The 18,334-nt window shown below is 37.7% G+C and carries 15 protein-coding genes; 8 read left to right on the top strand and 7 right to left on the bottom strand.

The annotated features are described in order from the left end of the window. Positions 1–1,349: YifB family Mg chelatase-like AAA ATPase (locus tag BZK14_RS08335; RefSeq protein ID WP_077926057.1), on the bottom strand; the 1,349-nt coding region annotated here is incomplete at its 3' end. A 261-nt stretch (positions 1,350–1,610) separates the two neighbouring features. Between BZK14_RS08335 and BZK14_RS08330 the strand changes: the two genes are divergently transcribed. Next, positions 1,611–4,565: a TonB-dependent receptor domain-containing protein gene (locus BZK14_RS08330; protein ID WP_077926056.1), complete on the top strand. Its 2,955-nt coding sequence runs from the start codon at positions 1,611–1,613 to the stop codon at positions 4,563–4,565. Between the two features lie 72 nt (positions 4,566–4,637). On the opposite strand, the gene pdxS is transcribed toward BZK14_RS08330, so the two are convergent. Further along, entirely contained in the window at positions 4,638–5,489 is an 852-nt protein-coding gene (pdxS, locus tag BZK14_RS08325) for a pyridoxal 5'-phosphate synthase lyase subunit PdxS (protein ID WP_077926055.1), read from the bottom strand. A gap of 153 nt (positions 5,490–5,642) precedes the next feature. Between pdxS and BZK14_RS08320 the strand changes: the two genes are divergently transcribed. The 5 genes from BZK14_RS08320 (at position 5,643) to BZK14_RS08300 (ending at position 10,546) form a co-directional block, all read left to right on the top strand. After that, positions 5,643–7,007, top strand: a complete 1,365-nt coding sequence (locus BZK14_RS08320) for an aminotransferase-like domain-containing protein (RefSeq protein ID WP_077926054.1) — start codon at positions 5,643–5,645, stop codon at positions 7,005–7,007. A 7-nt stretch (positions 7,008–7,014) separates the two neighbouring features. Continuing rightward, positions 7,015–7,719 carry a class I SAM-dependent DNA methyltransferase gene (locus BZK14_RS08315; RefSeq protein ID WP_077926053.1) on the top strand — a complete coding sequence of 235 codons (705 nt, stop codon included), beginning with the start codon at positions 7,015–7,017 and terminating at the stop codon, positions 7,717–7,719. Between the two features lie 5 nt (positions 7,720–7,724). Next, positions 7,725–8,372, top strand: a complete 648-nt coding sequence (locus BZK14_RS08310) for a TenA family protein (protein ID WP_077926052.1) — start codon at positions 7,725–7,727, stop codon at positions 8,370–8,372. A gap of 128 nt (positions 8,373–8,500) precedes the next feature. Then, positions 8,501–9,181, top strand: coding sequence for a dethiobiotin synthase (gene bioD, locus BZK14_RS08305; protein ID WP_077926051.1), 681 nt, complete (start codon positions 8,501–8,503; stop codon positions 9,179–9,181). A gap of 9 nt (positions 9,182–9,190) precedes the next feature. Continuing rightward, positions 9,191–10,546: an adenosylmethionine--8-amino-7-oxononanoate transaminase gene (locus BZK14_RS08300; RefSeq protein ID WP_077926050.1), complete on the top strand. Its 1,356-nt coding sequence runs from the start codon at positions 9,191–9,193 to the stop codon at positions 10,544–10,546. On the opposite strand, the gene BZK14_RS08295 is transcribed toward BZK14_RS08300, so the two are convergent. The 4 genes from BZK14_RS08295 to yedE are packed head-to-tail and all read right to left on the bottom strand — an operon-like array spanning position 10,525 to position 15,122. Further along, positions 10,525–11,856, bottom strand: a complete 1,332-nt coding sequence (locus tag BZK14_RS08295; RefSeq protein WP_077926049.1) for a DKNYY domain-containing protein — start codon at positions 11,854–11,856, stop codon at positions 10,525–10,527. The two genes, BZK14_RS08300 and BZK14_RS08295, sit on opposite strands and share 22 nt — an antisense overlap. A 16-nt stretch (positions 11,857–11,872) precedes the next feature. Then, positions 11,873–13,552, bottom strand: a complete 1,680-nt coding sequence (locus BZK14_RS08290; protein WP_077926048.1) for a DKNYY domain-containing protein — start codon at positions 13,550–13,552, stop codon at positions 11,873–11,875. 56 nt (positions 13,553–13,608) lie between these two features. Continuing rightward, complete coding sequence (gene yedF, locus BZK14_RS08285) at positions 13,609–13,860, bottom strand: sulfurtransferase-like selenium metabolism protein YedF (protein ID WP_077926047.1); 252 nt, start codon at positions 13,858–13,860, stop codon at positions 13,609–13,611. A 17-nt stretch (positions 13,861–13,877) separates the two neighbouring features. Beyond that, entirely contained in the window at positions 13,878–15,122 is a 1,245-nt protein-coding gene (yedE, locus tag BZK14_RS08280; protein WP_077926046.1) for a selenium metabolism membrane protein YedE/FdhT, read from the bottom strand. A 308-nt stretch (positions 15,123–15,430) separates the two neighbouring features. On the opposite strand from yedE, the gene BZK14_RS08275 reads away from it, so the two are divergent. Next, positions 15,431–16,819 carry an alanine/glycine:cation symporter family protein gene (locus BZK14_RS08275; protein ID WP_077926045.1) on the top strand — a complete coding sequence of 463 codons (1,389 nt, stop codon included), beginning with the start codon at positions 15,431–15,433 and terminating at the stop codon, positions 16,817–16,819. Positions 16,820–16,845: 26 nt separating this feature from the next. On the opposite strand, the gene BZK14_RS08270 is transcribed toward BZK14_RS08275, so the two are convergent. Next, a complete protein-coding gene (locus BZK14_RS08270; protein WP_077926044.1) occupies positions 16,846–17,364 on the bottom strand; it encodes a MarR family winged helix-turn-helix transcriptional regulator in 519 nt (172 codons plus the stop codon). Positions 17,365–17,434: 70 nt separating this feature from the next. Between BZK14_RS08270 and BZK14_RS08265 the strand changes: the two genes are divergently transcribed. Beyond that, positions 17,435–18,295 (top strand): EamA family transporter, encoded by an 861-nt coding sequence (locus tag BZK14_RS08265; protein ID WP_077926043.1) that lies wholly within the window; start codon positions 17,435–17,437, stop codon positions 18,293–18,295. Positions 18,296–18,334: the final 39 nt, after the last annotated feature.

Here is an 18,334-nt window from a genome sequence, read left to right as displayed (position 1 = left end):
TTATCCATTAATTCTAATTCTCTTGCTCCTAATTGGCAATCTTCATCAATTTCTCTCACTGTTAATAAAGCATTTTGTTTACCACGACGTTGATTTTGAATATTTCTAGCTGCTACAACTTGTTCTCTCATGCTTGCAGATGATTCACCTAGTTGTGTTGTTTGTAATTCGGATGTCATTAAACGAGGTACTTCGACATGTAGATCAATGCGATCTAAAAATGGCCCTGAGATTTTATTACGATAACGATTCACGGCATCTGTACTGCATTGGCAGGCTTTTTCTTTATCACCAAAAAATCCGCAAGCACATGGATTCATGGCGGCAATTAATTGAAATTGTGCAGGAAATTTAGCTTGTGAAGTGGCGCGTGAAATATTAATAATGCCCGATTCCAAAGGTTCTCGTAGAGTTTCTAATACTTTACGATCAAATTCAGGGAGCTCATCCAAAAATAAAACACCATGGTGAGCCAAGGAAATTTCACCCGGACGAGGATTTGAGCCTCCCCCTACAAGCGCTACAGAAGATGCTGTGTGATGTGGCTGCCTAAATGGGCGAATGCCAAAATTTTCAATGTCAAAACCTTGATGGCTAACAGAAGCAATAGCAGCAGCTTCAATAGCTTCACTTTGTAACATATCAGGTAATATTGTCATAAAACGTGAAGCCAACATTGTTTTACCGGTACCAGGTGGGCCAATGAGTAATATATTATGTCCACCACTAGCGGCAATTTTTAATGCACGCTTAGCAAAAACTTGGCCTTTGATATCCAGCATATCTAATGCTGTGCGGCTATGGGCGATGATAATTTCTTCAGGGGCTTGTAATGTATGTTTACCTTCTAAATATTCCACAACTTCTTTTAAATTGTTGGCAATAAAAATATGTTGGCTTTCTAAAAATCCCACTTCATTAGAACGATCTGCTGGGATGATAATATTTTTGGAATGATGAATGGCAGAAATTACAGTGGGTAATAATCCACGAATAGCACGTAAATCACCTGTTAAAGCAAGCTCACCTATAAATTCATACTTATTAATTTCTTTAGATTGCAATTGTCCTGAGGCAATTAATACGCCAAGGGCAATGGATAAGTCATATCTTCCGCCTTCTTTGGGTAAATCAGCAGGTGATAAATTAACAGTGATTTTACGGGCAGGGAATTCATAACCTGAATTAATGATGGCGGCACGAACACGATCTTTACTTTCTTTAACTGCTGTTTCTGGCATGCCCACAATATTAAATGCAGGTAAACCATTACTGATATGAGTTTCAACACGAACAATTTCAGATATCAGTGCTTTTTGTGCCCTAGTGTATAAAACGGATAAACTCATGTTTCACCTTAATAATTATTGTTAATAAATGTAAATTTAACATGGTGGTAAGCTATAAGTTATTAAAAATTCTTATACAAATAATGATCGGAAAATTCATATTTTAATATTAAAAATATGAATAAAACTATTAAATGAAAATAATTTTCTTTAGAGAATGATAATTAATTGCATTTGATAATATTTTTGATAATATCTTTTTCTTGGTTGGATGTAGCATTTTAGGCTGTTCGTCTCGTAATCTTGATTTAAGGGTTTTTCATGGGTTCTAATTATCAATATCCGCTAAATATTTTAGCGGTTGCAGTTGTGTGTGTGTTTTATGGTTCAATGAGTTATGCGGAAGAAAATATCGATGATGATGCGATTGATCTTGGTCAAGTAACGGTACTTGGAGAGAGAGATGGTAAAAGTCATGAGGAAAAACATAATCAAGTTTATGACCGAAGCATCTCTTCTGTTTATCGAGATAAAACAGAGGTTGAGAGATTCAAGGGTTCAGTTCCTGCTGATGTGTTTAAGGGAATGGTTGGTGTAAATAGTGGTGATGCTCGTAATAGTGGTGCACTAGATCCTAATGTTCGCGGAATCCAAGGGCAAGGACGTGTGCCTGTGACAATTGATGGTACAGAGCAAGCCATTACCGTTTGGCGCGGTTATGCAGGTGCGAACAATCGAAATTATATTGATCCTATGTTGATTGGTGGGATGACAGTTGAAAAAGGTCCTGCATTGAGTCGCGGTGTCAATAGCTCTGTAGGTGGATCAGTAGCAATTACAACATTAGGTATCAACGATATCGTGGCTGAAGATGAAAATTGGGGCATTGATTTCAAGCTTGAAGGTAGTAATAATTCTATTAAGCCGAATATGCCAAATATTAATGCCCCTTTGCCTAATATTTTAGGGTCATCAACCAATATTCCTTATCTATTCTCTTTTTATGATAATGCAACAGCGGTTACACCTCGCACAAGTGGGCAAAATTCATTTGGTGATGATAATGCATTTCGTTTTGCAGCAGGTAAAAAATGGGATAATTTTGATTTACTGGGTGTATATGTTTATAGAAAAAAGGGTAATCATTTTGCGGGTAGAAATGGTGCCGGACGTTATTCAGGTGGTGAATATAATAAAGAAAATGCAGCAGAACGAAAAGATTTTTGGGATAACTACACCAAACATTTAGCAGATGTCTATAAACCAGGCAGTGAAGTGCCCAATACATCCAATGAGATGCAATCAATATTATTGAAAGGTACTTGGCGCCCAACAGATGCACAAGCATTAGAGCTAGGTGTTCGTCATACTTGGGGAAAATATGGTGAAATCATGCCTTCACGTGTTGCTAACCATTTATCAGATTTAGATCATTTGTTAAATACTTCTCCTGAGAATGATATGAAGGATTATGTTCGTCAACAAGTTGTGGGAAAATTTCCTCAATGGCCATTAAGTAAAGTAAAAACAACCGCTGTATATTTAAATCATAAATGGAACCCTGAAAATCGATTCATTGATTTAGAAACGAACATTTGGGGGACAAAAACATTATTAGATACGCATACTTCGGGTGGGTATCCACGTGAATTTTATAGTGCATTTTTACATCCTGAATTGAAAGGGAAATGGCGTAATACATCTTTGACCAATTCTGATAATCGACGCTGGGGGGTAACAACTAGCAATAAAATGGAATTAACAGATAAGTTAGATTTAACACTGAGTGGTAGTTATCAACATGAGAAATTAAAATCAAAAGATATTTGGTATTACGACCCAAAAGAAACTCAAGGTTATTCATTTAGAACTATTCCAAGAGAGGGATGGCGCAAAGAATGGAATATGAGTTTTAACTTTGATTGGCAACCAACTTCTTGGCTAGATTTGAGTGCAGGTATGCAAAAACAAGGTTACTCTTCTTACGATGAGCAGTTGAATCGCCAGCGTAGAGCAAGAAATCAAGCTTATGCGAGTAAAGGCGCCCCCGGATTATTATTAAATTATGAACTTGAACCAACACAAGATTTATTGGATGCTCATGCAAAATTTGCAGCAGGCCGAAAGAGTGAGGATTCTGCTGAAAGAACAAAAGCAATGAGAGAATATATGACATTTGTTCAGAATTATAATCGTGAGCTTGCAGAAAAGGGGATATCAGCAAAGGTACCTGTGTTTTATGATCCTGATAGCCAAAAAATCTCAGGTAATGAAACTTGGTATGTGCGTGAGGATGGTAAATTTCATGAAGAAGATAATCCTTTTAAAAACGGCACAATGGAATCGATAGGAGCTAAACCTCCAGCAAACTCTAGCTATACTCATACAAATCGCCCATATGTTGGTGATCCATTTGCTGAAGTGCCAAAACAAAGTAATAGTGGCATATGGCAACCTGTATTATCCGCAACAGTTTGGGTGAGTGATAATGCAAGATTGTATGCGCGTTATGCTAAAACTCAGAGAATGCCGAGTATGTTTGAGTCTACAGTTGGTTTTTCTGCTAATCCGATTTATTTAGGCACAGGGTTAAAACCTGAAAAAAGTACAAATATTGAAGTGGGTTATGTGCACGATTTGAGTGAATTGTTGGATTCTGGTCGTTATGCAGATATTAAAGTGGCTTGGTTTAGAAATACGATTAAAGATGTGATAGATCGTGATCAGTTCTTCTCACTGAGAAACATTGATAAACAGATTGTGAGTGGCTTGGAGCTACAAAGCCGTTATGATAACGGTCGATTCTTTGCGGATTTCAGTGCATCATATTTCTTGAAAAATAAAGTGTGTGATAACTCTACTGCTATTTCGATGGATCCTTATTATGGTCGCATTAATAGTTGTGTGAAAGATGGTTTTTATAACAGCTATTTGCGTAATATGACACCACCAAAATATGCTTTAAACCTTACGATAGGTGGGCGACTCTTAAATGAAAAATTGGAAATCGGTACAAGAATCTTACATCACGCCGGTTCTAAAAATACGGATAAAGAAAACTTTGGTGATATCGCACCTTGGCAGACAAACGTGCCTGTACATTGGGCAAAAGCAACGACCGTGGATGCTTGGGTGAATTATTCATTTGATAAAAATACATCATTAGAAGTTGTGGCGACGAACTTAACGAACCAATATTATTTGGATCCATTAACACGCTCGCATTTCCCAGCGCCTGGTAGAACAATCCGTGTAGGGTTTAATATTAAATTCTAATCATTATTGTGATGAATAGGGTTGAATCAAAAGGTTGCTTGAGTTTTAAGCAACCTTTTTTGATATTGAGAATTAACGACCTGCCATAATCTCAGATTCTGCCAATGTTGCAATTTCAATGCCTTTCATTGGTTTGCCTAAGTTACGAGAGAGTTTTGCTAATAGATCGAAATCTTCGTAGTTAGCGACAGCTTGTACGATTGCCTTAGCGAATAGCTCAGGGTTTTCTGATTTGAAAATGCCAGAGCCAACGAATACACCATCCGCGCCCAATAACATCATCAATACAGCATCAGCTGGTGTTGCAACACCACCTGCTGCGTAGTTTACAACTGGTAAACGACCTGCTTTTTTGATCTCTTTGATCAATTCATAAGGTGCTGCGATATCGCGTGCATAAACCATCAATTCATTGTCTGATTTTGTGGTTAATAAACGGATTTCTTCATTCACTTGGCGCATGTGGCGTACAGCTTCTACGATGTTGCCTGTGCCAGGTTCACCTTTTGTGCGAAGCATTTGTGTGCCTTCACCAATGCGGCGAAGTGCTTCACCTAAGTTACGGCAACCACAAACGAATGGTACGTTGTAATCACTTTTCAATAAGTGATAAACATCGTCCGCTGGTGTTAATACTTCACTTTCATCAATATAATCAATGCCAATTGCTTCTAAAATACGAGCTTCTGCAATATGTCCGATGCGTACTTTTGCCATGACAGGAATTGAAACAGATGCTTTGATTGCATGAATCAATTCAGGATCAGTCATGCGAGCAACGCCACCTTCTTTACGAATGTCTGAAGGCACACGTTCCAAAGCCATAACAGCAACAGCACCTGCTGCTTCTGCAATTTTAGCTTCTTCTACATTCACAACATCCATGATTACGCCGCGCTTTGGCATTTCTACAAATTTAGTCATTCCAATATCCTCTTTGGTTTTGATGATTAACAGAACATGTAGACTAACAAAGGGAATGGCTGTGAAATAGATCCAATTGGTTGCTTTTTATACCATCCACTTTTATTGTGTTTCTTCTGCTATGCTTAGTGTGAATTGAGGAAATGGATTGAGATGTTTAACATTCAAAAGCAAAGTGGTAAACCACTGTATCAACAGATCATTGAAGGTATTGAAGCTGCGATTATCTCAGGTAAATTATCGCCGGGGGAGCGTTTGCCTTCAGAACGTGATTTGAGTATTTGGCTCAATGTGAATCGTTCCACTGTCATTCGTGCATTGGATGAATTGGCCGAGCGTAATATTATCATTAAAAAGCTTGGTTCGGGCACTTATGTGAATGATCAAAAGTGGGGATTGCTAACTTATCCATCCTTCAATTGGCGTAACAATATTGTGGATAGTTATCAGCAGTTACCATCATTTCAGCCAACTTCTACGCAAAGTAATCATGATTTACGCAACGGTGATTTGCCGATTGATCTCTATCCATCACTCAAATTACCTGAATGGGATTGGCAATCATTGATCTTGGCAGAACAGCAAGACAATGTACAATTGGGTATTTTATCGTTAAGGGAATCTGTTCAACGATATCTCAAAACTCGATTCAGCTTCACTGTACCTGTTGAACAGATCATGATTACATCAGGTGCTCAGCAAGCTATTTCTCTGATTGCTTTAGGTTTATTAAAGCCGGGTGATGCAATCGGAATTGAGCAACCATCCTATTTCTATGCTTTGCCAATCTTTCAATCTGTAGGTTTGAGAATTTATGGTATTCCTGTGGATCAGCATGGTTTATCTATAGAACGATTGGATGAATTAGTGCATAAGCATTCGTTAAAAATGCTATTTGTGAATCCTAATTTCCAGAATCCTACAGGTTCAGTGATGCCAATGAACCGTAAAAAGGCGTTGATGGATTTTTGCCGACGTAAGAATTTACCGATCGTGGAAGATGATGCTTATAGCCAATTATCTTTTTATTCCACGGTTGATACGAGTCCTATTAAGCAATTGGATATTGAAGGGCAGACGATTTATATTGGCTCGTTATCCAAATATCTCGGAAAATCCATCCGAATTGGTTGGATGATTGCGCCAGAATCTGTGGTGAATCATTTGGCGAATATTCGTCAAAAGCTGGATTCGGGTTTGAGTGCTTTGCCACAAGTAATGGCGGAGCATTATCTGAATCATTATGCATTCACGCATGAAGAAAAATTACGTAAAGAGTTGCATCAACGTGCACAAAATTGTGTGCAATGGCTGAAATCAACTTTGCCAAATGATTATCAATTTGATCTGCCATTGGGTGGATTTCATCTATATTTAACCCATAAAAATGCCACGAAAAATATCATTGATTCGTTGGCTACTATGAATATTTTAGCGTTATCTTGCGAATATTTTGGTGATAAAAAGCTCCAAAATAGCGCGAGGTTGAGTTTCACACATTTTACCAATGAATCTTGAGGAAATTATGCGACAAAAAAGTTTTGATCAATATGCAGAAAAATATGATAGCTGGTTTTTAGAGAATGAAAACGTGCTGTTATCAGAAGTGAAATTAGTAGCTAAAACTTTAGAAGGTTGCCAAAACATTTTCTCAGTGGGTTGTGGTAGTGGTTTGTTTGAGTCGATTTTGCGTAAAGATTATGGCATTGAGATCAATGAAGGCTTAGAACCATCGAAAGATATGGCAGAAATCGCACAAAAGCGTGGTATTAATGTGACGATTTCAACCTCTGAAGATTTTGATTATGCAGGCAAAAAATATGACACGATTATTTATAATGGTTGCCCAGGTTACATTACTAATTTAGAAAAGGCATTGAAAAACAGCTTCGATGCTTTGAATGTTGGTGGCAAGTTGATTGTGATCGATATCCCAAAAGAGAGTGGATATGGGCTTTTGTATAACTTGGCAAAAGCTGTGAAATCTTGGGATCATCCGTTATTGAAAGACGTTTATCCGCGCAATCCTTATCCAATTGAATTGGTGGATCAAGCCAATTGGCGTACAACAGGTGAAAAAATTGAAACCATGAAAAAGCTTGGTTTAACTGATTTTGAGTTTTATCAAACATTGGTAGCGCATCCTGTCTATTCCAATGATAAAGCCGAAGAACCAATCGAAGGTTATGATAAAGGCGATTATGTCGCGATTTGTGCTTATAAAAGGTAATCATCATGCAGCATAATCAACAAGGTTGGAGTGAAACTGCATGGCAGAAGTATTTGCCAATTTATGAAAAAACTCAGCAATTGCCATTCATTCAAGAGTTGATCACAGGGCGATTGAATGCGGATAGCTTTATGTTTTACATTGAGCAAGATGCGCTGTACTTACAAGTATTCACAAAGCTATTGCGCACTATGTCAGATAGAATGACAGAATCTAAATTCAAATGGTACTTTCGTGATTTCTTTGAAGAAAATATGGCTGCAGAAAAAGGCTTGCATGATAGTTATTTAATCCGGGATTTATCGAGTATTGTGCCAACAGCCACATGCCAGCAGTTTATAGAGTTCAATGAAGAGCTTGCCACTTTGCCAATTGAATTAGCAGTTGCAGGCATGTTGCCATGCTTTATTGTATATCAGCAACTCGGCATTTATATCCATGATCAACACATTCGTGATGGTAATCAGTATATTGATTGGATCGATATGTACGCAGGCATCGAACATTCTGAATCCGTGCGAAAGTTACGGGAAATTTGTGATCATTATGGGAATCAAGCTTCAGATTTTATCCGTACCCAAATGGATGAATATTATGAAGAAGGGTGCTTATGGGATCAGAGATTTTGGCAGAGTTGTTATGAGATGAAATAAATATGGAATAAAAATCATCATTGAATACAAGTAATTAAGATTTATGTAAACTTAATATTTTCTTAATAGATTGACATAAGCCGCTGCTGCGTTACAATTTTATCTGTTTTTAATTAAGGCAGAATGAAATGGCAACGATGCAGCGCTTTTTTGTGACGGGTACAGATACAGAAATTGGTAAAACAAGAATCACAGCAGGCTTATTAGAAAAAGCAGGACAGTTGGGCTTGCAATCTTTGGGTATTAAACCCGTGGCAAGTGGTAGCGAAATCACACAAGATGGGCTTCGCAATGAAGATGCTGTGGCGCACCAAAAAGCTTCTACATATTCGTGTGATTATGCTGTGATTAATCCCTTTTGCTTTGCACCTGCGATTGCGCCACACATCGTGGCAGAACAAGAAAATATCGAATTAACTGTAAAATCCATCAATGAAGCTTTAAAACCTGCATTAGCACAATCAGCAGAATTTGTATTGATCGAAGGTGCGGGTGGTTGGCATACGCCATTGAATCAACAAGAATGCTATTCAGATTGGGTGAAATCAGCACAATTACCTGTGATTTTAGTTGTGGGCGTGAAGTTAGGCGCAATCAATCACGCATTATTAACGCAGGAATCTATTTTAAAATCAGGATTACGATTAGCAGGCTGGGTTGCTAATTGTGTCGATCCCGATATGCCATATCAAGCCGAAAACATCGAATATTTAAAAGCTCATATAGAAGCGCCTTGTTTGGGTGTTGTGCCATTTTTAGCAGAGGGCGATTCAGTATCTAGCTATTTATCTTTACCACCATTGAAATAAGAGAAAAACATGGCAGAAAATCAAAAGTGGATGCAACGTGATTTATCCGTTGTTTGGCATCCTTGTACGCAAATGAAAGATCACGAAACTTATCCATTAATCCCGATTAAACGCGGTGAAGGTTTATGGCTCTATGATTTTGATGGCAATAAATATTTAGATGGCATCAGTTCTTGGTGGGTGAATGTGTTTGGGCACGCGAATCCTCGCATTAATCAAGCTGTGAAAGATCAGTTGGATCAATTGGAGCATGTGATCATGGCGGGCTTTACCCATGAACCAATGATCGAACTGTCAGAAGAGTTGGTGCGCATTACGGGTGAAGGCTTGGATTACTGTTTCTATGCGGATAATGGATCATCATGTATTGAATCAGCACTCAAAATGAGCATGCATTATTGGCGCAATATTGGTGAGCCTACAAAGAATAAATTTGTGACGTTTACCAATAGCTATCACGGTGAAACTGTAGGTGCGATGTCCGTTGGTGATACATCTTTATACACGCAAAGTTATAAATCCATGCTGTTTGATACCTTCAAAGTCACCGCACCTGATTTGTACTACAAAGTAGAAGATGAAACAGTCGAAGCTTACACATTGAAAATGTTTGTGGAAATGGAAGAATTAATTCATAAGCATCATAATGAAATTGCAGCAGTCATCATCGAGCCATTGGTGCAATGTGCAGGTGGCATGCGTATGCATTCGCCATTGTATTTAACAAAGCTTCGCGAATTGTGTGATCAGTACAATGTGCACATTATTTTGGATGAAATTGCTGTAGGTTTTGGTCGTACAGGCACGATGTTTGCCCATGAGCAAGCGAATATGGTGCCAGATTTCTTGTGTTTATCAAAAGCATTAACAGGTGGATATTTACCGATGTCCGTTTGTATGACGAGCAAAAAAGTTTACGATGCTTTTTATCGTGACTATCATCCTGAATCTGTATTCTTACATTCGCACAGTTATACAGGCAATGCATTGGCTTGTAGCGCGGCATTGGCAACATTATCTATTTTTAGGGATGATAATGTGATCGAGCATAACCAAAAACTCATTCAAGCATTTGCGAAATATACGAATCCGCTCAAGGATCATCCCAATGTGGCAGAAGTTCGTCAGCAAGGGATGATCACGGCGATTGAAGTTGTGAAGGATAAAGCAACCAGAGAGTCATTCCCATGGGAAAGCCGCATTGGTTTAAAGATGTTCAACTATGCCACACAAAAGGGCTTATTGATTCGCCCACTCGGTGGAATCGTGTACTTTAATACGCCATATATCGTGACTGAAAAAGATATTGAATGGATGGTGAACATCGCAACCGATGCCATTGATTATGGGCATTCCTCTTCATAACCATTAAAATCAAAGCATTGGTTTTGAATTTTAATCATATGGTGATTTTTTAATATTTGAGGGTTTAATTCAGAGCGTGGACCTAGTAATTTGAGGCTGGCGCCTGATCCTCTGAATACGTTATCTTCATCCATGGCAAAGTTTCCTGCAAGGTATTCAAATGTTGGAATATCGATCATATCCACCAATTCAAAGCCATAGCTTGGTACGCGATTTTCAGCAAGGCCTTCGTCAGATTTCCCCGCGTTGGTCCATGAGGAAAGGCTGTTATACATGATTGTTCCATCTGTAATAAATGGGCCGTAGAACTCAGTTTTTTGAGGATCAAGTCCTTCTAGGATTTTATATTTTTCAAATTCTATCGCAAATACATAATGCTGGTCTGTGGCATAGACTGAATTTTGATGTCGGAACGGTTTGAATGTTTTAACATCGGCATCTGTAATGGCGTAAAAGTATCTCATCCATTGTGCATAAATATGGTTTTTATCAACGAATAAAGTTCTTTCTGAAGTATTGGGCGAAAATAATTGGAAGCTTTCAATATCAACATTAAGATCTAAAACTTTGCCTTCGTTATAAATATTACGGTCATCTTTGGCGATTTCTTTAGTCACTAATTCAAGTTTTTTCGGGTTAGCGCCACGGATGATTTCAGGATAATAATAAGCCTGATTTTTGTCAATGGCATAACCTAAAGTATCGGTAGCGGTGCCTGGTTGAATGCTTTTTAGAAATCTGAATGAATTGGCATCGCTGTTTGCGAGAATTTTATCTTTGTAAAAAATATGGCTTTTATCGCGGGCATGGCCATTGGTGTAGAAAACAAAAGTGTCAGGATCTGCGCCATAAATGATCTTGTTATCCATATAAACGTAGCTGGCATCAATGCTGTAAGTAAATGAAAATCCTAGTGATGATCCTAAAATGTCAAATGTATAAGGATCAGCATGAGGAACAATGGCGCCTTCATAAAAAACATGGTTATCATCAATTACATAGCCTTTGCCTTGGCCATTTGTCGTCCAGTGTGGGCGCAATGTTTGAGGGTTAGCATCTTTGAAAATACGATCTTTATAATAAGCTTGATCTTTATCCACGGCATAAGTGCCCGTGATCGCTTTAAAGGTGCTTAAATCTGCAATGTTTTTAATGCCAGGGAATCGCTCAAAATATTCTTCATTAGCAAAATCTTCATAGCTTTCACCGTGGTAGACTGGGATTTCATCAGCTGAAATCAAGCGTAATTGTGCATGCGATATAGACATCAACGCAAAAGATAAAATAATGCTGGTTAGTTTAAATTTCATAATATATCCCTGCTAATTATTTGGAGCAATCAATGCTTGAGCCTTCTTTGAAACATCCATTTTTATCTCGGCCATCAAAATGAGAAGATGCACCGATGATCGGCTTAACAAGTGAGAAAGTTTGTGAGTCTGCCTTCGTAATGAAAGGTGGGCGATAGAAAGAAGTATGCTCTTTATAATAGATTTTGTTTTTATCTTTAAAGTAGCCATCACCCAATACTTCAAAACTTTCGACATCAACCCCATTGAGCGGGTAAAATTCAGAAACATGAGAATAATAAACTTTAAATTTATCTTTGAAAAATCGCCCATCAACATGCTCAAAGCTTAGTGGATCTTTAATGGATTGAACCACTGAATAGCTGAATGCAAAAACAAAATAGAGGTTATTTTTATCCCGAGCCATAGATTCATTGATCACTTCAAATGTTTCATAGTCTGCTTCATTAACAATATCTTCACGATAGAAAATGTGATCTTTGTCTTTAAACCAATCATCGCTGATAATTTCAAAAGTATCGGGATCAAGGCCTTCAATCATTCGGCCATTTTTATAAATGTAGTTTTTATCTTTAACGTAGGCACGGCCATATTCTGTTGTGGTTATAAATTCAAAGGATTGACCATCAGAGCCTAGAATTTTTTGATCATTATAATAAATGCTGTTTTTATCAGTAGCGTAGCCCATATCAGGGTAGCGTCGGAATGTTTCAACATCTGCATTCATAATGACACCTGTACCTGAAATGACATTGGTACCATCATGCAATGTGCCAAATTGATTTTTTTGTATCTTGTTTGGATCAACATTGGCAACTCTTTTACCTTCAGTGTAAAGGTAGTTTTTATCTTTAGCATAATAGCGATTAAGCTCTTCGTATGACGCAAGATCAGTGCCATTTGTGATGTTGATTTGACCAGGATTTAAAAAGAAATAGGCGCGATTTTTATCAACCGCATGACGAATGAAGGGCTTGAAGCTTGCGTAGTCAATGTTGGCAAGCTCTGCACCTTGGTAAAAATAATGATTTTTATCTTTGGCAAAATTGCGATTGATGGCTTTAAAGGTTTTAGCATCTGCATCGAGATACGATCTTAAGCCAAATATAGATTGTGTCATAATTGTTTGATTGTCTATCGCATAGCCATGATCAAATTTTAAGTGTTTGATGTTGAGCTTTGTTTTTGTACTGCCATGGTAAACATCGGTATTGTCGGTGTAAAAACCATTGCTTAAAGCTTGTAGTTGATCACGAGGAATGCTTTTAAGGATGTAACCGCCAAAATATGAATGATTTTTATCGCGAGCAATTGCATCATACACATCTAATATTTGGAAAGTGGCTTCATCCCATTGGTCTTTTTCTGGCCCATGGTAAGCCCTTGAGAAATCTAAAAATAATTTATGTTTATATTCTTCGATTGTGTCAATGCCAGTGTTTGGAATGATTTTTTGAAAATAATAAATATTATTTTTATCATGCGCCAAGCCATCTGATAACAACGTAAATGTTTCGGTATCGATTTTATCTTTAGGTAGATCAAATGCATCTGCATATTCATCAATACTTTTGTAGTAAAAACCTTGCCATGGATAGTAGATTGTTGGCGCTTGGTTTGCAATAAATAGATATAAACCAATGCCGACAATGGTTAGAACAGATGATGCATTTAAGAGTAATTTTTTAATTTGCATACTTTCCTCAAAGAATTGTATTTGAGGAAAGTATAGCTGATTATAAAGGCTTTTTCTTACTTACGAATCAAATAACGAATCGTTGGACCATGTTGCTCAATGGCTAATACTTCATAGCCATGATTTTTAGCATCAATTGGAATATTATTGATAGACTGCGGGCAATCACTGATCACTTCTAAAATATCACCATCATTCAATTGTGGCATCACTTCCAATGTTGCAACGGCAGGATAAGGGCAAGGTTCCCCTACCATATCTAAACGTAATGTTGGGACAATTTCATCAACATTGATTGAATCACTCATAGTATTTTCCTTATAAATTATGAAATCACGTTAATTGGGCGCTGTACAGATGCATTAACTGTTGCTTGTGTTTTGGCTGCTTGACGTTTTTTAAAGAAGCGATGTTCCCACCATAAAACTAAAGCTAAACATGCCATCATCAATGCATAGTTAATGATTAATCCACCATAAGGGCCTGCTTTTTGTAATAAGTTTATTTTCTCAAAATCAGCCACTAAATATGGAGATAAATCATCCCAATAATAGGCTAAAACAGTTGCACCAATAATATTACCAAGACCAACCCACCAATAATGTACTTGGCCTTCAACTGCGCGATACATCCAACCTGTTTCACAGCCGCCTGCTAATACGATACCAAAGCCAAATAATAATCCACCCAATAAAGCATTAGGGGCTGCCCAAAAGATCTTAGGTGCAATGCCTGCTTCAATGAAGGCAAATGTGCCAATTGTGCTCACCATCATACCGATGATGATCGCTTTTGCCATATGCGTTCGACCTGTTACCCAAAGATCACGGAAGGCAGAAGTGAAGCAGATTTGAGCTCGTTCAATCAATAAACCAAAAGCAGTACCAAAGAGCAATGCAATACCAAACATCGGTTTAAAGAATAACAAGACAATGCCAATAATGGCTAACAACATGAAAATGCTAGAACCTAAAATAAAACGGTTTTTCACTTGCGCAGGGTTTTGTTTCAAAGGTGCTTGTGCAGTAACCTTCTTTAAATTTAAAGGAATTCTAAAAATAGGATGTAATGCAACTTTAGCACCAAGATAAGAACCCACAGCAGTGGTAATAGCAAAGAACCAAGCATGTAATGAGAATTGTGGAATCCCTGTGAAGAATGCAGCTAAGTTACAGCCCATTGCTAAACGTGCGCCAAAGCCTGCAATGACACCGCCAACTAAAGCTTGGAAAATACGAATTTTATGTGGTGAGTTTCGGTATTTGATATTGTTAGCCCATAATGCCGATGCAATACAGCCGCCAAACATACCAATTAATAATAGCCCGTCAGTTCGATCTAAGGGAGAGCCTTGAAAACCAATCATTTTGAAGTATGTCCAATCACTTGGATCAATCCCAACGATTTGTAGAGCATGTCCGCCCCAACGAGTGAATTCGCCAGTCACAGCCCATAATGTGCCTGTAATACCAAAGTAATAGGTTGCTAATATACCTGCTGCGATCACTGCGGGTACAGGGTTCCAAAACTTTATTAAATATTGTTGTTTAAAAGTTTGCCATGGATTCATAGAGTTAACACTTTCCTTTTTTGAAAATAAACGAAAGAAGGGTGTTAAACCTTAATCAACGGACGATCAAACGCATAACACCCGAACTTATCTCTAAACTAGAGATTCTGTGAGTGCTTCACTGAGAGCGAAAGCGATTGATGTGCATCATATATGATGTAGATCCTAAAAATTTTGATAATGATATATGCTGAGCATAGTGCATTTACTAGACATTTTACTCTTATTTGATGAATTTTATTGATTTTGTTTCTTACAAAATAATGAAAAAAATATAAACTATATTTCTGTGTAATAAGGGAGGCAACATGCACTTTTTGGAAACGGTGGTGAGCACCGTTAATGGTATTTTGTGGAATCATTTGTTGATATTTCTATTAGTTGGTGTAGGAATATTTTTTACAGTGCGTTTAGGATTTATTCAGATCCGAGGGTTTATCTCGGGGATGAAGATGTTCTTTTCAGGTGTTTCCTTAAAAGGGGAAAAAGCAGGGAAGAGCGGAATGAGCTCGTTCCAAGCTGTCGCAACTGCAATTGCGGGGCAAGTGGGAACAGGTAATCTAGCAGGGCCTGCAACTGCAATATTATTGGGTGGGCCAGGGGCAATCTTTTGGATTTGGATCTCATCATTTTTAGGGATGGCAACCATCTATGCTGAAGCAATTTTGGCGATCCATTTCAAAACTAAAGATAAGAATGGGCAAGTTGTAGGTGGCCCAGCATATTATATTGAGCAAGGTTTAGGCTTGAAGTGGTTAGCCATAATTTTTGCAATCTTGATTATTATTGCTTTAGGTTTGATTGGCAATATGGTGCAAAGTAACTCCATTGTTGAAGCATTCAATAATTCGTTTGGTATTCCTGCCGGTATAATGGGGGCAGTTTTAGCCGTAATTACAGGTTTAGTGATTATGGGTGGAATTAAGAATATTGCTGCAGTTGTTGAAAAGTTGATTCCATTGATGGCGCTCTTTTATCTATTGGGCGTTGTCGTGATTTTAGCATTGAATTATCAATACTTATGGGAAGCCATTCGCATTATTTTTGTCGCTGCATTTAATCCTGAAGCAGTATTAGGCGCCGGTGCTGGGATTGCGATTCAACAAGCAGCACGATTTGGTATTGCACGTGGTTTATTCTCGAATGAAGCAGGGATGGGATCTACACCACATGCGCATGCTGTTGCTAAAGATACAGCACCAGAAGAGCAGGCATTCTTAGCGATGATGGGCGTTTTCATTGTTTGTACTATTGTGACTTTGACTGGTTTTGTGATCATTACATCAGCTTTGAAAGATTGGGCAGCATTAGGTTTAACCTTACAAGATGGTAACTTCTTGTCCATATATAAAGTTAAAGGTATTGCAGTAACTCAGCAGGCTTATCAATCTGTATTTGGTGATTTTGGTGGTTACTTTGTGAGTATTGCATTGCTGTGTTTTGCATTTTCAACCATTATTGGTTGGTATTATTATGCAGAAACAAATGTACGCTATTTGTTTAATTCATCATTAGCCATTCGTATTTTCCAAGTTTTAGTGGTGTGCTTTATCTTTGTTGCAGCATTTTTTAAAGTGGATTTGGTTTGGGATATGGCGGATATGTTCAATGGTTTAATGGTGATACCAAATATCATTGCTTTAATTTTCTTGTCATCTATTGTTATTAAAATTACGAAAGCATCTAAGATAAAATAGTTGAAAGCCTCGTTGTGAGGCTTTTTTTATATGGATGATTTTGGTGAAAATGTTGATAATTTTTCTAACCACTCTCCCAAGCCATCGGTAATTGCTTGTCTAACTTCGGGGCTAATTAATTCATTCATCTGCTTTTCAAGTTCAACATGATCATAAATGAGCTGATTGATTAATTTTAAGCCATCATCAGATAACGCTACTAAAGAGCTACGAGCATCTTCAGGGTGATTACAACGATTAATTAATCCTTTTTTTTCTAATTGTTGTAGTCGGTTGGTCATCGTACCCGATGAAATCATGAGTGATGAAAATATCTGTGTGGGTGAAAGTTGGTAAGGAGCGCCATTTCTGCGAATGGTTGCAAGGACATCAAATTCACCACGGTTAATGCCATAGCTTTCATAGAGTGCATCGAGATGGTTAAACGCTTGAATGGAGCAATTAATCAAGCGGCCGATCATCAACATTTCATCAACTGCTAAATCTGGTTTTTGAGCGCGCCATAAATGAATAGCATGAGCAATTCTATCATTATCGAATGACATATATCTTGACCTCGAGATAAATAGGTTTATATTATATATCTTAACATCAAGATACTTTTAGAGGAAGTTTATGTCCCGCTTAACCATACTTTTATTAACAATGTTGACTCCTTTGATTTGGGGATCAACATATATTGTGACAACGGAGCTATTACCACCAAATCAACCATTTTTGGCAGCCTTATTGCGTGTTTTACCCGCGGGATTGATATTGGTTTTATGTACTAGAGTGTTACCAAAAGGAAAAGATTGGCTTAAAATAGCAATATTGGGTATTTTAAATGTTGGTTTAATGCAAGCGATGATATTTGTCGCAGCTTATCGTTTACCAGGTGGTTTAGCGGCGATTTTAGCGGCAATTCAACCAATCATTGTGATGATTTTAATGTCAGCAGTTGCAAAGGTTCAATTGCCAAAAGCTGCATGGATAGCAGGTGTGACAGGTTTTTTAGGTATGATCATTATGTTATATTCACCGAATATGAAAGTGGATATGGTCGGAGTATTGGCTGCATTAACAGGTGCATTATCTATGGCATGTGGTACTTTTTTTAGCCGTTATTGGAAAGTAAATTTACCGTTATTTGCTTTTACAGGATGGCAATTGTTATTTGCGGGTTTATTTATTCTACCGATCTTCTTAACGATGGAAAGTTGGCCAACCATGACGCTTACAAATATTATGGGCTATATATACCTTTGTTTATTTGGTGCGGTGATTGCTTATATTTTATGGTTTCAAGGCATTAAACAATTATCACCTGCCATTGTTTCAAGCTTAGGTTTATTGACGCCTGTTTCTGCTTTTATTTTAGGGTGGATTTTCCTAGGGCAGAAACTGTCTATTTTATCGTTTGTTGGTTTGGTGATTATTTTGGGCTCTATTTATGTAGTGCAAAGATCGTTGGGAGGGTCTACTAAGCGCCAATAACTAAATTGTGAGGCAATAAAAAAAGCGCTAACATTAGCG

Origin of the sequence: Wohlfahrtiimonas larvae (assembly GCF_002006755.1) — a bacterium.
In the GTDB taxonomy this organism is placed as follows: Bacteria; Pseudomonadota; Gammaproteobacteria; order Cardiobacteriales; family Wohlfahrtiimonadaceae; genus Wohlfahrtiimonas; species Wohlfahrtiimonas larvae.
The sequence above is the reverse complement of the archived record's forward strand: the minus strand, read 5'-3'. Positions and strand labels throughout refer to the sequence as shown.

What these genes read in the sequence shown, in the direction of transcription:
- yedE (WP_077926046.1), bottom strand. Translation starts at nt 15,122, where the DNA reads ATGAATCCATGGCAAACTTTTAAACAACAATATTTAATAAAGTTTTGG.
- BZK14_RS08330 (WP_077926056.1), top strand. Translation starts at nt 1,611, where the DNA reads ATGGGTTCTAATTATCAATATCCGCTAAATATTTTAGCGGTTGCAGTT.
- BZK14_RS08270 (WP_077926044.1), bottom strand. Translation starts at nt 17,364, where the DNA reads ATGTCATTCGATAATGATAGAATTGCTCATGCTATTCATTTATGGCGC.
- BZK14_RS08320 (WP_077926054.1), top strand. Translation starts at nt 5,643, where the DNA reads ATGTTTAACATTCAAAAGCAAAGTGGTAAACCACTGTATCAACAGATC.
- BZK14_RS08295 (WP_077926049.1), bottom strand. Translation starts at nt 11,856, where the DNA reads ATGAAATTTAAACTAACCAGCATTATTTTATCTTTTGCGTTGATGTCT.
- pdxS (WP_077926055.1), bottom strand. Translation starts at nt 5,489, where the DNA reads ATGACTAAATTTGTAGAAATGCCAAAGCGCGGCGTAATCATGGATGTT.
- BZK14_RS08300 (WP_077926050.1), top strand. Translation starts at nt 9,191, where the DNA reads ATGGCAGAAAATCAAAAGTGGATGCAACGTGATTTATCCGTTGTTTGG.
- BZK14_RS08290 (WP_077926048.1), bottom strand. Translation starts at nt 13,552, where the DNA reads ATGCAAATTAAAAAATTACTCTTAAATGCATCATCTGTTCTAACCATT.
- BZK14_RS08275 (WP_077926045.1), top strand. Translation starts at nt 15,431, where the DNA reads ATGCACTTTTTGGAAACGGTGGTGAGCACCGTTAATGGTATTTTGTGG.
- BZK14_RS08315 (WP_077926053.1), top strand. Translation starts at nt 7,015, where the DNA reads ATGCGACAAAAAAGTTTTGATCAATATGCAGAAAAATATGATAGCTGG.
- yedF (WP_077926047.1), bottom strand. Translation starts at nt 13,860, where the DNA reads ATGAGTGATTCAATCAATGTTGATGAAATTGTCCCAACATTACGTTTA.
- BZK14_RS08265 (WP_077926043.1), top strand. Translation starts at nt 17,435, where the DNA reads ATGTCCCGCTTAACCATACTTTTATTAACAATGTTGACTCCTTTGATT.
- bioD (WP_077926051.1), top strand. Translation starts at nt 8,501, where the DNA reads ATGGCAACGATGCAGCGCTTTTTTGTGACGGGTACAGATACAGAAATT.
- BZK14_RS08310 (WP_077926052.1), top strand. Translation starts at nt 7,725, where the DNA reads ATGCAGCATAATCAACAAGGTTGGAGTGAAACTGCATGGCAGAAGTAT.